At 71.5% G+C, this 14676-nt stretch carries 13 protein-coding genes; 4 read left to right on the forward strand and 9 right to left on the reverse strand.

Annotated features, from left to right (window positions below):
- Window positions 1-12: 12 nt before the first annotated feature.
- From ACIPJ2_RS18630 to ACIPJ2_RS18640, 3 genes are read right to left on the reverse strand one after another with little or no spacing between them, the layout of a single operon-like run.
- Window positions 13-1023 (reverse strand): XdhC family protein, encoded by a 1011-nt coding sequence (locus ACIPJ2_RS18630; protein ID WP_402730095.1) that lies wholly within the window; start codon window positions 1021-1023, stop codon window positions 13-15.
- The gene (locus ACIPJ2_RS18635; RefSeq protein ID WP_402730096.1) at window positions 1023-3809 is read right to left on the reverse strand and encodes a molybdopterin-dependent oxidoreductase; all 2787 of its coding nucleotides are present in this window, start codon (window positions 3807-3809) and stop codon (window positions 1023-1025) included. The genes ACIPJ2_RS18630 and ACIPJ2_RS18635 overlap by 1 nt, the downstream gene beginning before the upstream one ends.
- The gene (locus ACIPJ2_RS18640; RefSeq protein WP_402730097.1) at window positions 3806-4621 is read right to left on the reverse strand and encodes an FAD binding domain-containing protein; all 816 of its coding nucleotides are present in this window, start codon (window positions 4619-4621) and stop codon (window positions 3806-3808) included. Before ACIPJ2_RS18640 ends, ACIPJ2_RS18635 begins: the two co-directional genes overlap by 4 nt.
- A 232-nt stretch (window positions 4622-4853) precedes the next feature.
- Between ACIPJ2_RS18640 and ACIPJ2_RS18645 the strand changes: the two genes are divergently transcribed.
- The gene (locus tag ACIPJ2_RS18645; RefSeq protein WP_402730098.1) at window positions 4854-5429 is read left to right on the forward strand and encodes an NTP transferase domain-containing protein; all 576 of its coding nucleotides are present in this window, start codon (window positions 4854-4856) and stop codon (window positions 5427-5429) included.
- 60 nt (window positions 5430-5489) lie between these two features.
- On the opposite strand, the gene ACIPJ2_RS18650 is transcribed toward ACIPJ2_RS18645, so the two are convergent.
- The 5 genes from ACIPJ2_RS18650 to ACIPJ2_RS18670 all read right to left on the reverse strand — a co-directional run bounded on the left by ACIPJ2_RS18650 (window position 5490) and on the right by ACIPJ2_RS18670 (window position 11111).
- The gene (locus ACIPJ2_RS18650) at window positions 5490-6587 is read right to left on the reverse strand and encodes an alkene reductase (RefSeq protein ID WP_402730099.1); all 1098 of its coding nucleotides are present in this window, start codon (window positions 6585-6587) and stop codon (window positions 5490-5492) included.
- 98 nt (window positions 6588-6685) lie between these two features.
- Window positions 6686-6898, reverse strand: a complete 213-nt coding sequence (locus ACIPJ2_RS18655) for a hypothetical protein (protein ID WP_402730100.1) — start codon at window positions 6896-6898, stop codon at window positions 6686-6688.
- Window positions 6899-6948: 50 nt separating this feature from the next.
- Entirely contained in the window at window positions 6949-7392 is a 444-nt protein-coding gene (locus ACIPJ2_RS18660; RefSeq protein ID WP_402730101.1) for a MarR family winged helix-turn-helix transcriptional regulator, read from the reverse strand.
- Window positions 7393-7761: 369 nt separating this feature from the next.
- The gene (locus ACIPJ2_RS18665) at window positions 7762-10398 is read right to left on the reverse strand and encodes an MMPL family transporter (protein WP_402730102.1); all 2637 of its coding nucleotides are present in this window, start codon (window positions 10396-10398) and stop codon (window positions 7762-7764) included.
- A 74-nt stretch (window positions 10399-10472) separates the two neighbouring features.
- Entirely contained in the window at window positions 10473-11111 is a 639-nt protein-coding gene (locus ACIPJ2_RS18670) for a TetR/AcrR family transcriptional regulator (RefSeq protein WP_281265412.1), read from the reverse strand.
- A gap of 146 nt (window positions 11112-11257) precedes the next feature.
- On the opposite strand from ACIPJ2_RS18670, the gene ACIPJ2_RS18675 reads away from it, so the two are divergent.
- Window positions 11258-12748 carry a mannitol dehydrogenase family protein gene (locus tag ACIPJ2_RS18675; protein WP_402730103.1) on the forward strand — a complete coding sequence of 497 codons (1491 nt, stop codon included), beginning with the start codon at window positions 11258-11260 and terminating at the stop codon, window positions 12746-12748.
- A 117-nt stretch (window positions 12749-12865) separates the two neighbouring features.
- Here ACIPJ2_RS18675 and ACIPJ2_RS18680 read toward each other — a convergent pair whose 3' ends face one another.
- Window positions 12866-13447 carry a hypothetical protein gene (locus tag ACIPJ2_RS18680; RefSeq protein ID WP_402730104.1) on the reverse strand — a complete coding sequence of 194 codons (582 nt, stop codon included), beginning with the start codon at window positions 13445-13447 and terminating at the stop codon, window positions 12866-12868.
- 39 nt (window positions 13448-13486) lie between these two features.
- On the opposite strand from ACIPJ2_RS18680, the gene ACIPJ2_RS18685 reads away from it, so the two are divergent.
- Together ACIPJ2_RS18685 and ACIPJ2_RS18690 are read left to right on the forward strand one after the other, a co-directional pair.
- Complete coding sequence (locus ACIPJ2_RS18685; RefSeq protein ID WP_402730105.1) at window positions 13487-14206, forward strand: helix-turn-helix transcriptional regulator; 720 nt, start codon at window positions 13487-13489, stop codon at window positions 14204-14206.
- 90 nt (window positions 14207-14296) lie between these two features.
- Complete coding sequence (locus ACIPJ2_RS18690) at window positions 14297-14671, forward strand: VOC family protein (RefSeq protein WP_402730106.1); 375 nt, start codon at window positions 14297-14299, stop codon at window positions 14669-14671.
- Window positions 14672-14676: the final 5 nt, after the last annotated feature.

Below are 14676 nucleotides of genomic sequence, written 5' to 3' on the forward strand. Positions count from 1 at the left end.
ATTGAGCGCGTGTCACGAGGGTGTTTCCGCACGGTCACCAACAGCCGCGCGGGCAGGCCCCCGGAACGCCGGGGCGTGGATCGGCCCGGCGCCGTCGACGAGTGGCCGACCGGATGCACCGGTGCGCACCGCGATCACCTCGGCCATGATCGAGATCGCCATCTCGGCAGGGGTCGTCGCGCCGATGTCGAGTCCGATGGGGGAGCGCAGTCGGTCGAGGTCCGGGGTCCCGAGTTCATGGAGCACGGTGAGCCGGCGGGCGTGCGTCGCGCGGGAGCCCATCGCGCCGACGTACCCGGCCCCGCGTCGGAGTGCGAGGTCGATCACGGCGGCGTCGAACCGGTCGTCGTGCGAGAGCAGCACCACGGCGGTCCGCTCGTCGATCGGCAGGTCGGCCAGCACCCGGGGCGGCCAGCCGACGATGCGCTCCCGTGCGGCGGGGAACCGCTCGTCGGTCAGGAACACCGGACGCGGGTCGACCACGGTGACGGCGTGGCCGAGCATCGCCGCGGTGTTGGTGACGGCGACCGCGAACTCGACGGCACCGACGACGATGCACCGTGCGCGCACGTCGGCGTGCTCGGTGAAGACGCGTCCGTCGCAGCGGTCGGTGGCAGCGAGCGTGTCGGGTTCGAGCGACAGTCCCATGGACACGGGGTCCCCGGCAGCAGCCGCGCGGAGTGCTCGGACGACGACCCGGTCCGACGGATCGATGCGGTGCACGAGCACCTCGACCCGTCCGCCGCACCGCAGCCCAGGGGCCCAGACCGCGTCGGCGGGGTCCTCGAACCCGAACCGTTCGAGCACCGGCTCCCCGGTCGACATGACCTCCTCGGCGGTCAGGAACAGCGACCCCTCGATGCACCCGCCGGAGATCGTCCCGACGACCTGTCCGTCGGGGAGCAGTGCCATCGAGGTGCCCGCCCCGCTGGGCGCACTGCCCGTGACGTCGACGGCGGTCGCGACGACGACGGGGTCGCCGCCGTCGAGCACGGCCAGGAGGCGCGGTGCGAGTTCGAACATCACGCACCTCCGTCGGTGGGCCGGCCGACGCCCGTGGCGAGCGCCCAGATCCGGTCGCGGGTCATGGGCAGCCGGTACGGGCGAACGCCGATGGCGTCCCGCACGGCGTTCGCGATCGCCGGCGCCACGGGGTTGTACGGCGCCTCGCTCATCGACTTCGCCCCGAGTGGTCCGAGCGGGTCGTGGGTCGCGGCGAAGCGCACCTCCGTCCGCGGCACGTCGGAGATCTTCGGGACGCGGTACGCGCGGAAGCTGTCGGTCGTCACCCGGCCGGTGTCGTCGAGGACCACCTCTTCGTAGAGCGTGGACCCGATCGCCTGCGCCGAACCGCCCTCGACCTGGCCGCGGAGCTGCTCGGGGTTCAGCACGGTGCCCGCGTCGACGGCCTGCACGCTCTGCAGCACCCGGACCTCACCGGTGGGACGGTGCACCGCGACCCGGGCGCCGTGCACCGTGAACGCCAGCGACCGCGGGGTCCCGTCGTGCGTGCCGTGCGCGACGAGCGGACCGTGCGCCAGCAGTTCGTCGACCGTGACATGTTCGTCGCCGACCCGGACCCCGTCGGACTCGATCACCACGGCCGGACCGAGCACCCCGCTGGCGGTCCTGGGCGTCCGCGCGGCGACGAGCTCGAGCGCCCGCGCGGTCATGTCCTCCCGGAGCGCCTGCGCGGCCGCGTACAGGGCTCGGCCGGCGACGACGACGCCCGCCGACCCGAACGCCCCGGTGTCGTAGCGTGCTGCGTCGGTGTCGGACTGGTGGACGTCGACCCGGTCCGGGGTGGTCCCGAGCGCGGTGGCGACGAGCTGCGTGTGCACGGTCGTCGTCCCGTTGCCGAACTCGGCCGTCCCGACGCCGATCCGGTAGCGACCACCCGCGGTGAGTTCGACGGAGGTGTGGGCGTGGTGGCCCCGTGGCGGCATCGTCGCGATGGCGGCGAGCGCGATGCCCGTGCCGGTCGCCCAGTCCGGGGAGTCGTCGAGCGGTGGCCCGTCCATCGCGGGCGCCTCGGTCACGGGTCCGGCGGCGAGCGCGTCCTCGACGAGGTCCAGGCACTGGTCGAGCCCGTAGCTGCCCTCCCACCGCAGGTCGGACTCCTCGTGCGGGTCGGTCACGACGAGCGGGTCGCCCGGCACGATCACGTTGCGCCGGCGGAGCTCGATCGGGTCGATGCCGAGCTCGTGCGCCAGGTCGTCCATCGCCGACTCGATCGCGAACACGACCTGCCCGAGCCCGTAGCCGCGGAACGCCCCAGACGGCAGGTTGTTCGTGTACACCGACTCGGCGTCGACGCGCTTCACCGGGCAGCGGTAGACCGCGACGGACTCGCTCACGGAGTGGAACATCACGCCGACGCCGTGGTTGCCGTACGCGCCCGTGTCCATCGTCTGGTCGACGTGCATCGCCGTCAGCGTGCCGTCCGTGGTCGCGCCGAGCCGGACCCGGACGCGCATCGGGTGCCGGGTCGGGGCGATCGTGAACTCGTCGCGCCGGCTGAACTCGTACTGCACGCTGCGACCGGTGCGGAGCACCGCGAGGGTGACGAGGTCCTCGGTGAGCATCTCCTGTTTGCCGCCGAACCCGCCGCCGACGCGCTTCGCGACCACGCGGACACGGTCCGGGTCCAGACCGAAGACCCGCGCCACTTCGTCCCGGACCAGGAACGGGACCTGCGTGGCGGTCCGCAGCACGAGCCTCCCGTCCGCGTCGACGGAACCGCGCGTCGCGTGCGTCTCGAGCGCGGCGTGCGAGACGCGACCCGTCGTCCACGTGCCGTCGACGGTCGCGGCGGAGCCCGCGAGCGCGCGCTCGACGTCCCCGGTCTCGCCGTGCAGCGCGGCGACGACGTTGCGAGCGGGTTCTGCGATGCGATGCTCGACCGTCGTCTTGTCTGCGTGCAGGAGCGGCGCACCAGGAGCGCGCGCGGCGTCGGGGTCGTGCACGCTCGGCAGGACCTCGTACCTGACGCGGACGAGCGCGCACGCCTGCTCGGCGATCCGGACGCTGTCCGCGACGACGGCTGCGACGCGCTGGCCACGGAAGCGCAGCACCGTGTCGAACACGAGCGTGTCGTCGGGGTCGTCGAGGCGGGACTCGTGCCGGCCGGTGGAGAACAGCACGCCGGGGTCGTCGTGGTGGGTGAGCACCGCGTGGACGCCGTCGAGCGCCTCGGCCTCGGTGGTGTCGATCGACACGATGCGGGCGTGCGGGTGCGGGCTGCCGAGGACGGCGAGGTGGAGCAGCGCCTCGGTCTTCCTGACGTCGAGCGTGTACTCCTCGTTCCCGGTGACGATGCGCATGGCGGCGGGGGCGGCGACGGACTGCCCGACCGCTGCTCCGGCGCCGGCGCGCACCGTGTTGCGGACGCCGTCCAGGGCGTCGGAGATCGCGCGGTACCCGGTGCACCGGCAGAGGTTCCCCTTGAGCTTCCGGTGGCGGTCGTCGAGGTCGTCGGCGTCGAGCGTCGACGCGGTCACGACGTAGCCCGCGGTGCAGAACCCGCACTGGAACGCCGCGGCGTCGGCGAACGCGCGCTGCACCGGGTGCGGCTGCTCCGGGGTGCCGAGTCCGGCGGCCGTGGTGACGGTCCGCCCCTCAAGGCGGTGCGCAGGGGTGATGCACGAGTGCACCGGGGTCCCGTCGACGAGCACCGAGCACGCGCCGCAGTCGCCGGAGTCGCAGCCCTTCTTCACCGAGGTGACCCCGTGCTCGCGGAGGAGCGTCCGCAGCACCTGCCCCGGTTCGGGCGTGACGTCGAGCCGGGTGCCGTCGACCTCGAACCTCACGACGCACCTCCCGCGCTCGCCGCGTCGTCCCGGAGCTCGTGTGCGAACCGGGTGCTGACCGCTCGACGCCAGTCGGGGGAGCCGTGCGGGTCGTCGTACCAGTCGTCGTGCGCGGCCATCGCGAGGTCGAGCTCGGCCGCCGACGGGATCGTCGTGGAACGGAGCACGAGCGGACGGGGCGTGGCGGCGGTGACGACGAGCACGAACCCGCTCGCGTCCCACCTGGCGGTCACGAGCGCCCCGGACCTGCCGTGCGGGCTGAGGGCGACCCGGCGGTACCCGGTCGTGGCACGGAGCGCAGCCGTCGGTACCTCGAACGCCCGGATCACCTCGCCGGGTCCGAGGTCGAGCGTCCTGACCCCTCGCACGAGCCCCGCGACCGGCAGCCGCCGCGAGCCACCGGACGACGTCCAGACCACGGCGACCGCGTCGAGGGTGCACAGCAGCGCGGTCATCGCCCCGGCGGGGAGCCCGACGGCGACGTTCCCCCCGACCGTCGCGGCGTTCCAGACCTTGAACGAGGCGAGGAGGGCGTTCGCGCACTGCTCGACGAGCGGCCAGGCGCGCCAGTCGTCGTCCGGTGCGAGCCGCAAGAGCGACGCGATCGTGCACGTCGCCGCGATCGTGAGCGTCCCGCGGGACCGCTCGACGTCGGGCCAGCCGAGCGTCGTGAGGTCGACGAGGCCGGTCAGCCCCGGTTGCTCCTCGGAGAAGAGCCAGGTGCCGCCGGCGAGCGGCCGCTCACCTGGTTCGAGTGCGAGTTCGTCGCGGTGCGACGGCGTCCGCACGGTGCGGACGGTGACGAGGTCCATGGACGGGTCCGATCTGGGCGTGGAGGAACAGGGCGTCTGCGCTGATCGGCTGTCGGCCGTGCGCGATCATGCCCCGGTTCCAGGCCATCGCTGATCTCCTCGATCGGTGGTGTCGTGGGCGCCACACTAGGAAACGAGTGTTTCGGCCCCGTTTCCGGCGCGGAACGTCTCGTGACGACGGGCTCGTCTCGTGACGAGGGGCTCGCCTCGTGATGGCTGGCATGCTCGGGGTATGCAGACCCGGACCGTCGGACTCGTCCTCGCCGCCGGCGCCGGCACGCGCATGGGCCGGCCGAAGGCGCTCGTCCGTGACGACACCGGCCGGCCGTGGCTGGAACTGGCCGTCGGGGCACTGCTCGACGGCGGTTGTGACGGCGTCGTGGTCGTCCTCGGTGCCGCCGCCGACGAGGCCCGCGCGCTCGTCCCCGCACGACCAGCGGTCAGCGTGACCGTCGCAGAGCGGTGGCGGGACGGGCTCGGTGCCTCCCTCGACGCCGGCCTCATCGCGCTCGACGAGGACCAGGCGGTCGATGCCGGCCTGGTCACCCTGGTCGACCTGCCCGGGCTCCCGGCCGAGGCGGTCCGCCGGGTACTGGGCCCGAGACCCCGCGTGGACACGCTCCGCCAGGCCGTCCACGACGGCCGTCCGGGGCACCCCGTCCTCCTCGGTCGCGCGCACTGGCCCGCGGTCCGCGCCGAACTCGACGGGGACCGGGGTGCCGGCGCGTACCTGCGCCGGAACGGCGCCGATCGCGTCGAGTGCGCCGACCTGTGGGACGGCGCTGACCAGGACCGACCGGCGCCGTGACGGACGGGAGGCCCGTGGCGATCCCGCCACGGGCCTCCCGTCGGTCCTGCTGCCCGGTTGCTACGCGGTGGCCGTCGCGCGCGACTCGGCGAGCGTCGGGTAGTCGGTGTAGCCCTCGGCGCCCTGGCCGTAGAACAGCTCGGGGCGAGGATCGTTGAGCTCGGCGCCGTGCTCCCAGCGGTGCGCGAGGTCCGGGTTCGCGATCGCGGCGCGTCCGGCTGCGACGGCGTCCGCGTGGTCGCCGTCGACCAGGGCGATCGCCTCGTCGCGGGTGGTCAGCGCGCTGAAGCCCGAGTTCACGATGAACGGGGCGCCCACCGTGCGACGGATGTGCTGCACGAGCTCGCCGGTCGGCTCGGCGTGCAGGACGTCGACGAACGCCAGGCCGAGCGGTGCGAGACCCTCGGCGAGGGCGGTGTAGGTCGCCAGCACGTCCGCCGGGTCGTTCTCGATGACGCCCTGGATGCCGTGCTCCGGCGACAGGCGGATGCCGGTGCGGTCCGCGCCGATCGCCTCCGCGATCGCGGTCGTGACCTCGATCGCGAAGCGGGCACGGTTCTCCGGGGAGCCGCCGTACTGGTCGGTGCGGGTGTTCGACGTGCTCGACATGAACTCGTGCACGAGGTACCCGTTCGCTCCGTGCACCTCGACGCCGTCGAGCCCGGCGGCGATCGCGTTGCGGGCGGCCTGCACGAAGCCCTGCACGGCGTCCTGCACCTCGGCGGTGGTCAGCGCGTGCGGGACCGGCATGTCGGCCTTCGAGCCGTCGGCCAGGTGGGTCTGTCCCGGTGCTGCGACGGCGGACGGTCCGACGATGCGGGGCGTGCCGGCGATCGACGGGTGCGAGACCCGGCCGCCGTGCATGAGCTGCATGACGATGGTGCCGCCGGCCGCGTGCACGGCGTCCGTCACCCGACGCCATCCGGCGATCTGCTCGTCGGTCTCGATGCCGGGCTGGCCGGGGTACGAGCGGCCTTCCTGGACGGGCCAGGTGCCCTCGGTGACGATGAGACCGAGGCTCGCACGCTGCGCGTAGTGCTCGACGAGCAGGTCGTTCGGGACGCCGTGCTCGCCGGCGCGCGTGCGGGTCAGCGGGGCCATGACGATGCGGTTCGACAGGGGGAGTGCGCCGAAGGTGGCGGGTTCGAAGAGCTTCACGACGAGGTGGAACGTCGTGTTGCTCGGTGCAATTCCGGCACGGGGTCGATTCCCAGTTCCAGGGCGACGCAGTCCCGTCTGGCCCGGTCTTGGTGGGCTCAGTCGCGTGGGCAGACCAGCGTGGAGGACCGGACCTGCCCCTCCGGCCGAATCACCTGGTGTCGCGAGAGCGCCGCGCCGCACATCGGGCACGGGCGGTCGATGCTGCGGTCGTCGACGCCTTCCGGGTGCCCTGCGCCGATCTGCGACGGACCCATCTTGCGGATGAGCGTGCTGTTCCAGCGTTCGTACCAGCTGCCGAAGCGTCCCACGATGGTCCTTTCGTTCGTGCACTCATCATTATGGCACGAACGAATGCGGATCACACGGTGTCGACGAGTTCGAGGAGTTCCGTCAGCTCGTCCTTCAGCCGTTCGAGACGGTCGAGCGGCCACCCGAGCCGGTCCGCGACGGTGATCGGCACCGAGCGGGCGCGCTCGCGGAGTGCTCGTCCGGCGGTCGTCAGGGAGACCTCGAGCTGTCGTTCGTCGCTGCTGCTCCTGGTGCGCTTGACGTAGCCGGAGGCCTCGAGCCGCTTGAGCAGTGGGCTGAGCGTCGCGGACTCGAGGCGGAGTTCGCCGGCGATCTCGCGCACCGAGCGGGGGTCGTGCTCCCACAGGGCGAGCATCACGAGGTACTGCGGGTGCGTGAGACCCATCGGTTCGAGCAGGTCGCGGTACAGCCCGATGACGCTGCGGCTCGTGGCCGCGAGCGCGAAGCAGAGCTGTCGGTCGAGGGCGAGGGGGTCGATCTTGGTCTGCGCCATGCGCCCAGCGTACCGTTCGTGCACGAACGATCGCGCGTGGGGTGCTCGTGCGGGTGGTGTCGTGCTCGGGCGGGTGCTCGCTTGGGTGGTTGCGCGGGTGGTCGCTCGGGTGGTTGCGCGCGCAAGGGGCGACAGGACCGCTGTCGTACGACAGCGACGGTGTCGTTCCCACGCGGGCGCAACAGTTGCGCGCGCAAGGGGCGACAGGACTGCTGTCGTGCGACAGCGACGGTGTCGTTCCGAGTCGGCAGCGCGGGCGGGCAGCGCGGGCTGGGCAGCGCGGGCGGGCGCGGCGCGCGGTGGGCGCACGGACGGGAGGCCCGGTGCCGGTCCGACGGACCGGCACCGGGCCTCCAGGCTGGTGCGTCGCTACGCGCGGTGCGCCGGCGGGTGACCGGACTCGTGCGCGTTCGCGTCGGGCTCGACGGGGAGCGCGTGCGAACCGGTGTGGGTGTCCTCGTGCCCGGCGACCGGGTGGGAGCGCTCGAGCTTCGCGCCCTCCACGTCGACGTCCGGCACGATGCGGTCGAGCCACTTCGGGAACCACCACGCGCTCTGGCCGAGCAGGTGCATCGCCGCCGGGATGAGCAGCATGCGGACGACGAACGCGTCGACCAGCACGCCGAACGCCAGGCCGAAGCCGATGGGCTTGATCGTGGAGGAGTCCGAGAAGATGAACCCGGCGAACACCGAGATCATGATGATCGCGGCCGCTGTGACCACCGCGCGACCGGCGTGCAGACCACGCTGGACGGCGACCTTCGCCGATGCGCCGTGGGCGTACGCCTCCCGCATGCCGGACACCAGGAACAGCTGGTAGTCCATCGCGAGCCCGAACAGGATGCCGATCTCGATGATGGGCAGGAAGCTCAGGATCGGTGCGGGGTCGTGCACCCCGAACACGCTGCCGAGCCAGCCGAACTGGTAGATCGCGGTCAGACCACCGAAGGACGCCAGGACCGACAGGATGAAGCCCGCCGTCGCCGTGATCGGGACCAGGAAGGACCGGAACACGATGATCAGGATGATGAGCGACAGGCCGACGACCACCACGAGGTAGAGCGGCAGGACGTTCGCGAGCTTCTCGGACACGTCGATGTTGGCCGACGCGTTGCCGGCGACGCCGAGCGATGCCTTGCCGTCGTCGACGGTCACGTTCTGCGCGCGGAGGTCCTTGACGAGGTTCTCCGTGGACACGCTGTCCGGGCCGCCGTTCGGCTTCACCTGGAAGGCGATGATCGAGCGGTCCTTCGACGCGCCGATCGGCAGGACGGCGTCGACGTCGTCGTTCTTCGCGATGGCCTCGCCGATGGTGACCTCGGTCGCCGTGACGTCGTCCTCGTCGATGGCCTTCGGCAGGGTCGCGACGACGAGGAGCGGTCCGTTCTGACCGGCGCCGAACTCCTTGTCGAGGGTCTTGTAGGCCTTGTACTGGCTGGAGTCGACGGCCTCGGACGAGCCGCTCGGCAGGCCGAGACGCATCTGCGCCGCAGGCAGGGCGATGGTCCCGAGCACGGCGACCCCTGCCACCAGGGTGATGATCGCGCGCCAGGTCGACATCGGCTTGTTCGGGACCCGCGTCGAGCCCGTGTTGCCGATGCGTGCGCGTTCCTTCTTCCGGAGGATCCGCATGCCGATGAGCGAGAGCAGTGCCGGCGTGAACGACGTCGCGATGCAGATCGCGAAGAAGACCGCGACCGCGCCGACCGTGCCCATCAGACCGAGGAACGGGATGCCGGTGATGTTGAGCGCGAGCAGGGCGACGATGACGGTCGCGCCCGCGAACACCACGGCGTTCCCGGAGGTGCCGTTGGCGAGCCCGATGGACTCGTGCACCTGCATGCCCTGCTTCAGCTGGGTCCGGTGTCGGTTCAGGATGAACAGCGAGTAGTCGATGCCGACCGCCAGGCCCAGCATCACCCCCAGCACCGGCGTCACCGAGATGAACTCGACGAGACTCGAGAAGGACAGTGCGGCGAGCGACGCCACGCCGACGCCGAGCAGCGCGCTGACGAGCGGGACCGCGGCGCCGATGACCGTGCGGAGCATGAAGAAGAGCACGAGCGCGGCGATGATGACACCGGCGATCTCACCCGGGCCGAGGATGGACGGCACGCCCTGGGCGATGTCGTTCGACACGTAGACGTTCACGCCGCTGATGCCGGCGGAGTCGGCCTTGTCGGAGATGGCCGTCTTCGTGGTCTGCGGGACCTCGTACGTGGACTTCGTGAACTGGACGGTGCCGATCGCGGCGCTGCCGTCCTTCGAGACGAAGCGGATGTCCTTCGACAGGTCGAGGAGCTTCGTGCCCTGCTGCAGCTCCTGCTCGCTGTCGTCGAGCTTCTGCGTGTTCGTGTCGATCGTCTTCTGTGCGTCGGCGATCTGCTGCTCACCGGCGGTGATCTGCTGCTGCTGGGCGTCGATCTGCGCCTGTGCCTGCGCGAGCTGGGCCTCGGCGGCGGCTGCCGCGGCGCCACCGGCTGCCGCAGCCTGCTGCTTCTGCGTGTCGAGCTGCGCCTGGGCGGCGGCGATCTTCGCCTTGCCGTCCTCGAGCTGCTGCTTCTGCGCGTCGAGCTGCTGCTGCCCGTCGGTGATCTTCGTGCGGCCGTCGTCGATCTGCTGCTGCCCGTCGACGAGCTTCTGGCGCTGGTCGTCGAGCTGCTGCTGGGTGTCGAAGCCGCTGGTCGCGCCCTTGACGCCCTTCAGGTCCTCGAGGTCCTTCATGAAGTCCGCGATGTCGGTCTTCTGGGCGTCGGTGAACGCGTCGCCGCTCTTCGTCTCGAAGACCAGCGTGCCGTTGCCGCCGTTCGCGCTCGGGAACTTGTCCGCGAGTTCGTCCTGCACCTGGGACGTCTTGGTGCCGGGGATGGTGATCGACGACGAGATGGACCCGGCGAACAGTGCGTACGTGCCGCCCGCGATCCCCATGATCACGATCCAGGAAACGATCACGAGCCAATGCCGCCGAGCGGAGAATCGTCCGAGGCGGTAGAGCAGACCGGCCATGCGGTGCCCCGTTCCTTTCGTTGTGGTGGTGCTGGTTGGGCGGGGCACGCCGGCGGACCCCTGGAGGTGCAGTCTCAGTGCGCGGGCATGTACCCGCTGCGGACGCTGTGCACGAGCCTGCCGAGCAGGGCGTCCCAGTCGTCGAGCGCTTCTTGGTCGAGGCGCGGCCCGGTCGTCCGCAGCCAGTGTTCGGCGATCACGACGATCCCGCTCATCAGGGACTCGACGAGCAGCCACGCGTCGAGCTCGTCTGCGCCGGGGTAGCGGCGGGCGACCTCGATCCGGAGGCGCTCGGTGACCCTGGTGAACGCCGTCTGGATGAGCACGGCGGCCTTCTGGTTCTCCTTCTCGGGGTCGCCGAGGATCCGGTACATGCTCGCGATCGCCGGTGCGATGTCCGCCCCGCGTGCGGCTGACTCGAGCTCGTCGAACATCGACGCCCGGCTGCCGTCGCCGACCGGGGTGTTCGCGACGTCGCTCAGGAACCGGTCGATGATCACCGAGAGTTCCTGCTCGCAGACCGCCAACAGGACCTCGTCGAGGGACCCGAAGTGGTTGAAGACCGTGCGGCGGGCGATGTCCGCACGGGTGGCGAGGTCGTCGACGCTGAAGTCGCGATCGCCACGTTCCTCGACGAGGTCGCGAGCGGCCTGGAGGATCGCCGCGCGGTGCTTCGCCTTGAGGGCGGCACGACGGTCGATCGAGAGGGTCACATCGAAGACACTAAGTGCATCGATGCACTGAGTGCACCAATGTAGAGCGGATCTTCAGACACGTACCCCGTGCGGAACAGGTGTTCTGCACACGTGTGCTCGTGGTTGACTGGCGGTTGCCCCGACCGCCGTACGAAGGAGTACCGATGTCCGTCCGCCTGTCCCCGGAGACCCTCGACGAGATCGCGGCGAGCGGGATCACCGTCCCCACCTACGACCGTGCCGGGATCACCGCCGGCATCGTCCACTTCGGCGTCGGGGGCTTCCACCGCGCGCACCAGGCGATGGTGATCGACCGGCTGCTGCAGCAGGGGGAGGCCCGCGATTACGGCATCTGCGGCGTCGGGGTCCTCGAGCAGGACCGCAGGATGGCCACCGCGATGGCCGACCAGGGCGGCCTGTACACGCTGGTCCTCAAGCACCCGGACGGCTCGCTCGAGACCCGCGTGATCGGCAGCATCGTCGACTACATGCTCGCCGTGGACGACCCGGACGCCGTCGTCGAGAAGATGGCGAACCCGGAGACGAAGATCGTCAGCCTCACCATCACCGAGGGCGGCTACAACTTCGACCACGTCACGGGGGAGTTCGTCGCCGACGAACCGGGCGTCGTCGCCGACCTCCGCGGGGACCGGCCGCCCCGCACCGTCTTCGGGCTCGTCGTCGAGGCGCTCCGCCGCAGGCGCGATCGTGGCGAGCAGCCGTTCACCGTCATGTCGTGCGACAACATCCAGGGCAACGGGCACGTCGCCCGGGACATGTTCACCGCCTACGCCCGCCTGCAGGACCCGGCGTTCGCGGACTGGATGGACGAGCACGTGTCGTTCCCGAACTCGATGGTCGACCGGATCACGCCCGTGACGACCGACGACGACCGGGCGATGGTGCGCGACGACCTGGGGATCGAGGACGCCTGGCCCGTCGTCGCCGAGCCGTTCTTCCAGTGGGTGCTCGAGGACGACCACCCGGCTGGTCGACCGCCGTACCAGGACGCCGACGTGCAGATCGTCGAGGACGTCGAGCCGTACGAACTCATGAAGCTCCGGCTCCTCAACGCGTCGCACCAGGGCCTCTGCTACTTCGGGTACCTCTCCGGGTACCGCTACGCGCACGAGGCGACGCAGGACCCCGCCATCGCGACGTTCCTGCGCCGCTACATGGACGAGGAAGCGACCCCGACGCTGCAGCCCGTGCCCGGCATCGACCTCGAGGACTACAAGTCGACGCTGATCGAACGCTTCCAGAACCCCGAGGTGCGGGACACCCTCGCGCGCCTCTGCGCCGAGTCGAGCGACCGCATCCCGAAGTGGCTGCTGCCCGTCGTCCGCGACAACCTCGCGTCCGGCGGCCCGGTCACGCTGTCCGCCGGCATCGTCGCGTCGTGGGCGAGGTACGACGAGGGAACCGACGAGTCCGGCGAGCCGATCCAGATCGTCGACCGCCTCGCCGAGTCCCTCAACCGGATCGCCATGACGCAGCGGGACGACCGGCTCGCCTTCATCGCGAACCGGCAGGTCTTCGGCGACCTCGTCGACGACGAGCGATTCGTCGCGGCCTACCGCGACGCCCTCGACGGACTCATCGCCGACGGCGCACACGCCACGGTGGAGCGCTTGTCGCGCGCGGAGCGCGCGTAGCGCGCCCCGTTGCGGACGTCGCGCCCCGTCGCATCGGGGCGCGACGTTCGCGACGGGGTGCGACGGCGGACGGGAGGCTCGTGACGGCGTCGCCACGAGCCTCCCGTCCGGCACGGATCACGTGACGAGTGCGCGGACCCTGGCCGCCAGTGCCCGCTGCGCCGGGTCGGCGCGGACCGCCGCTTCGACGACCGCGTCGATCCGCTCCGCAACCGATCCGGGCGGGGGAGGGGCGCCGAGTCGCGCCGCTCCTCGTGCCAGGAGCCCGTCGACGTCGCCGCGTCCACGGCCGACCGCCTTGACCGCGGCAACCGCGTTCATGAGTGCGCTCTCGGCCGGCGACCACGGGCGGACCCACGACGGAGCCCGGTCGCCGAACCCGCCGGCCACCTCGAGGTCGACGCGCTCGAAGAGCGACCAGTCGGTGAACCGGACGAAGACGAGTCGCCGGTCTCGTTCCTCGTCCGGATCGAGGCGCAGTGACTCCACCGTGCCGATCGTGCCGAGCGCCGACGGCAGGGACTCGAGCGCGCGGTCGCCGATCGTGCCGACGCCCCACCGGAGGTCGATGTCACTGAACTCGTCCTCGGTGCCCGCTGCCCGCGATCCACGGAGTGTCACGACGCTCCCCGGGACCGCGTCGGCCAGCGCGGTCGTGAGGGCGCGGATCCGGTCGTCGACGCTGACGGAGAGATCCATGCCGCGAGGCTAGCCGCCGCGCCGCAGTATGGTCCTGGTGTGAACCGGACGGACCGCCTGTACGCGTTGGTCGAGGACCTCCGCGCCGCGGCGCCGGCCCGTCGGAGTGCGACACGGCTGGCGGAGCGGTTCGGTGTCAGCACGCGGACGGTCGAGCGGGACCTCCGCGCACTGCAGGAGTCGGGCGTCCCGATCTGGGCGGACGCCGGGCGGACCGGCGGTTACACGATCGACGCTCGCGCGACGCTTCCGCCGCTCGGACTCACGGTGGACGAGGCACTCGCCGTGTCGATCGGGCTCGGCGCGCTCGCTGGGAGTCCGTTCCGGGACGCCGCGGCGTCTGCCGCACGCAAGGTGACGGCGGTCCTGACGGAGGACGACGCGGCACGGACGGCGCGGCTCGCGAGCAGGGTGCACCTGTTGGAATCGGGCGATCGTCCTGCACCGCCGACGGGGCTCGCGCGCGCACTCACCGACGGGCGGGTGCTGCGGATGACCTACCGGGACGCACACGGGGCCGCGTCCGAACGCCTCGTCGAGCCCCTCGGGTACATCGGCAAGGGCGAGGACTGGTACCTCGTCGCGTGGTGCCGCCTGCGCGAGGGCGTCCGGGTGTTCCGCGGCGATCGGGTGCTGCACGTCGAGGAGACCGGGGAGCGCTCGCCGGCCCGGACGATCGCGGTCGAGGAGCTCGACATCCCGCACGGGGTGCTCCGGCCGGTGCTCGGTCGTCCGGGTTCCCGAAGCACCGGTTCCTGAAAAACCGGTTCCTGAAACACCGACATGACGGTGTCGCCACGGTGGAGCATGCTCGGGACGTCGGTCACCGCGGCCGACGGAGAGGCCACCATGCAGTTCGCATCCATCCGCATCATCACCGACGACCTCGACCGCATGACCGCGTTCTACGAGCGCGTCACGGGGACGACCGCGAACCGCCCTGCCCCGGTGTTCGCGGAGATCGTCACCGGCGGCCTGGTCCTCGCGTTGGCGTCCCCGGCGACCGTCGCGATGCTGGCGAGCGACGCGCCGATCGCGCAGTCGAACGGCAGCGTGGTCGTCGAGTTCCTGGTGGACGACGTCGACGCCGCGTTCGACGCGCTGCGGGCAGACCTCGACGACGTGGTGCTGCCGCCGACGACGGTGCCGTGGGGCAACCGGTCGACGCTGTTCCGGGACCCCGACGGCAACCTCGTGAACCTGTTCTCCCGCCCGACCGCCTGAGCCTC

Source organism: Curtobacterium sp. NPDC090217, assembly GCF_044746705.1.
In the GTDB taxonomy this organism is placed as follows: Bacteria; Actinomycetota; Actinomycetes; order Actinomycetales; family Microbacteriaceae; genus Curtobacterium.

Excerpts from the sequence above, each read along its gene's own strand:
- ACIPJ2_RS18675 (WP_402730103.1), top strand. The coding sequence starts at position 11,258 with ATGTCCGTCCGCCTGTCCCCGGAGACCCTCGACGAGATCGCGGCGAGC.
- ACIPJ2_RS18680 (WP_402730104.1), bottom strand. The coding sequence starts at position 13,447 with ATGGATCTCTCCGTCAGCGTCGACGACCGGATCCGCGCCCTCACGACC.
- ACIPJ2_RS18660 (WP_402730101.1), bottom strand. The coding sequence starts at position 7,392 with ATGGCGCAGACCAAGATCGACCCCCTCGCCCTCGACCGACAGCTCTGC.
- ACIPJ2_RS18690 (WP_402730106.1), top strand. The coding sequence starts at position 14,297 with ATGCAGTTCGCATCCATCCGCATCATCACCGACGACCTCGACCGCATG.
- ACIPJ2_RS18665 (WP_402730102.1), bottom strand. The coding sequence starts at position 10,398 with ATGGCCGGTCTGCTCTACCGCCTCGGACGATTCTCCGCTCGGCGGCAT.
- ACIPJ2_RS18645 (WP_402730098.1), top strand. The coding sequence starts at position 4,854 with ATGCAGACCCGGACCGTCGGACTCGTCCTCGCCGCCGGCGCCGGCACG.
- ACIPJ2_RS18630 (WP_402730095.1), bottom strand. The coding sequence starts at position 1,023 with ATGTTCGAACTCGCACCGCGCCTCCTGGCCGTGCTCGACGGCGGCGAC.
- ACIPJ2_RS18640 (WP_402730097.1), bottom strand. The coding sequence starts at position 4,621 with ATGGACCTCGTCACCGTCCGCACCGTGCGGACGCCGTCGCACCGCGAC.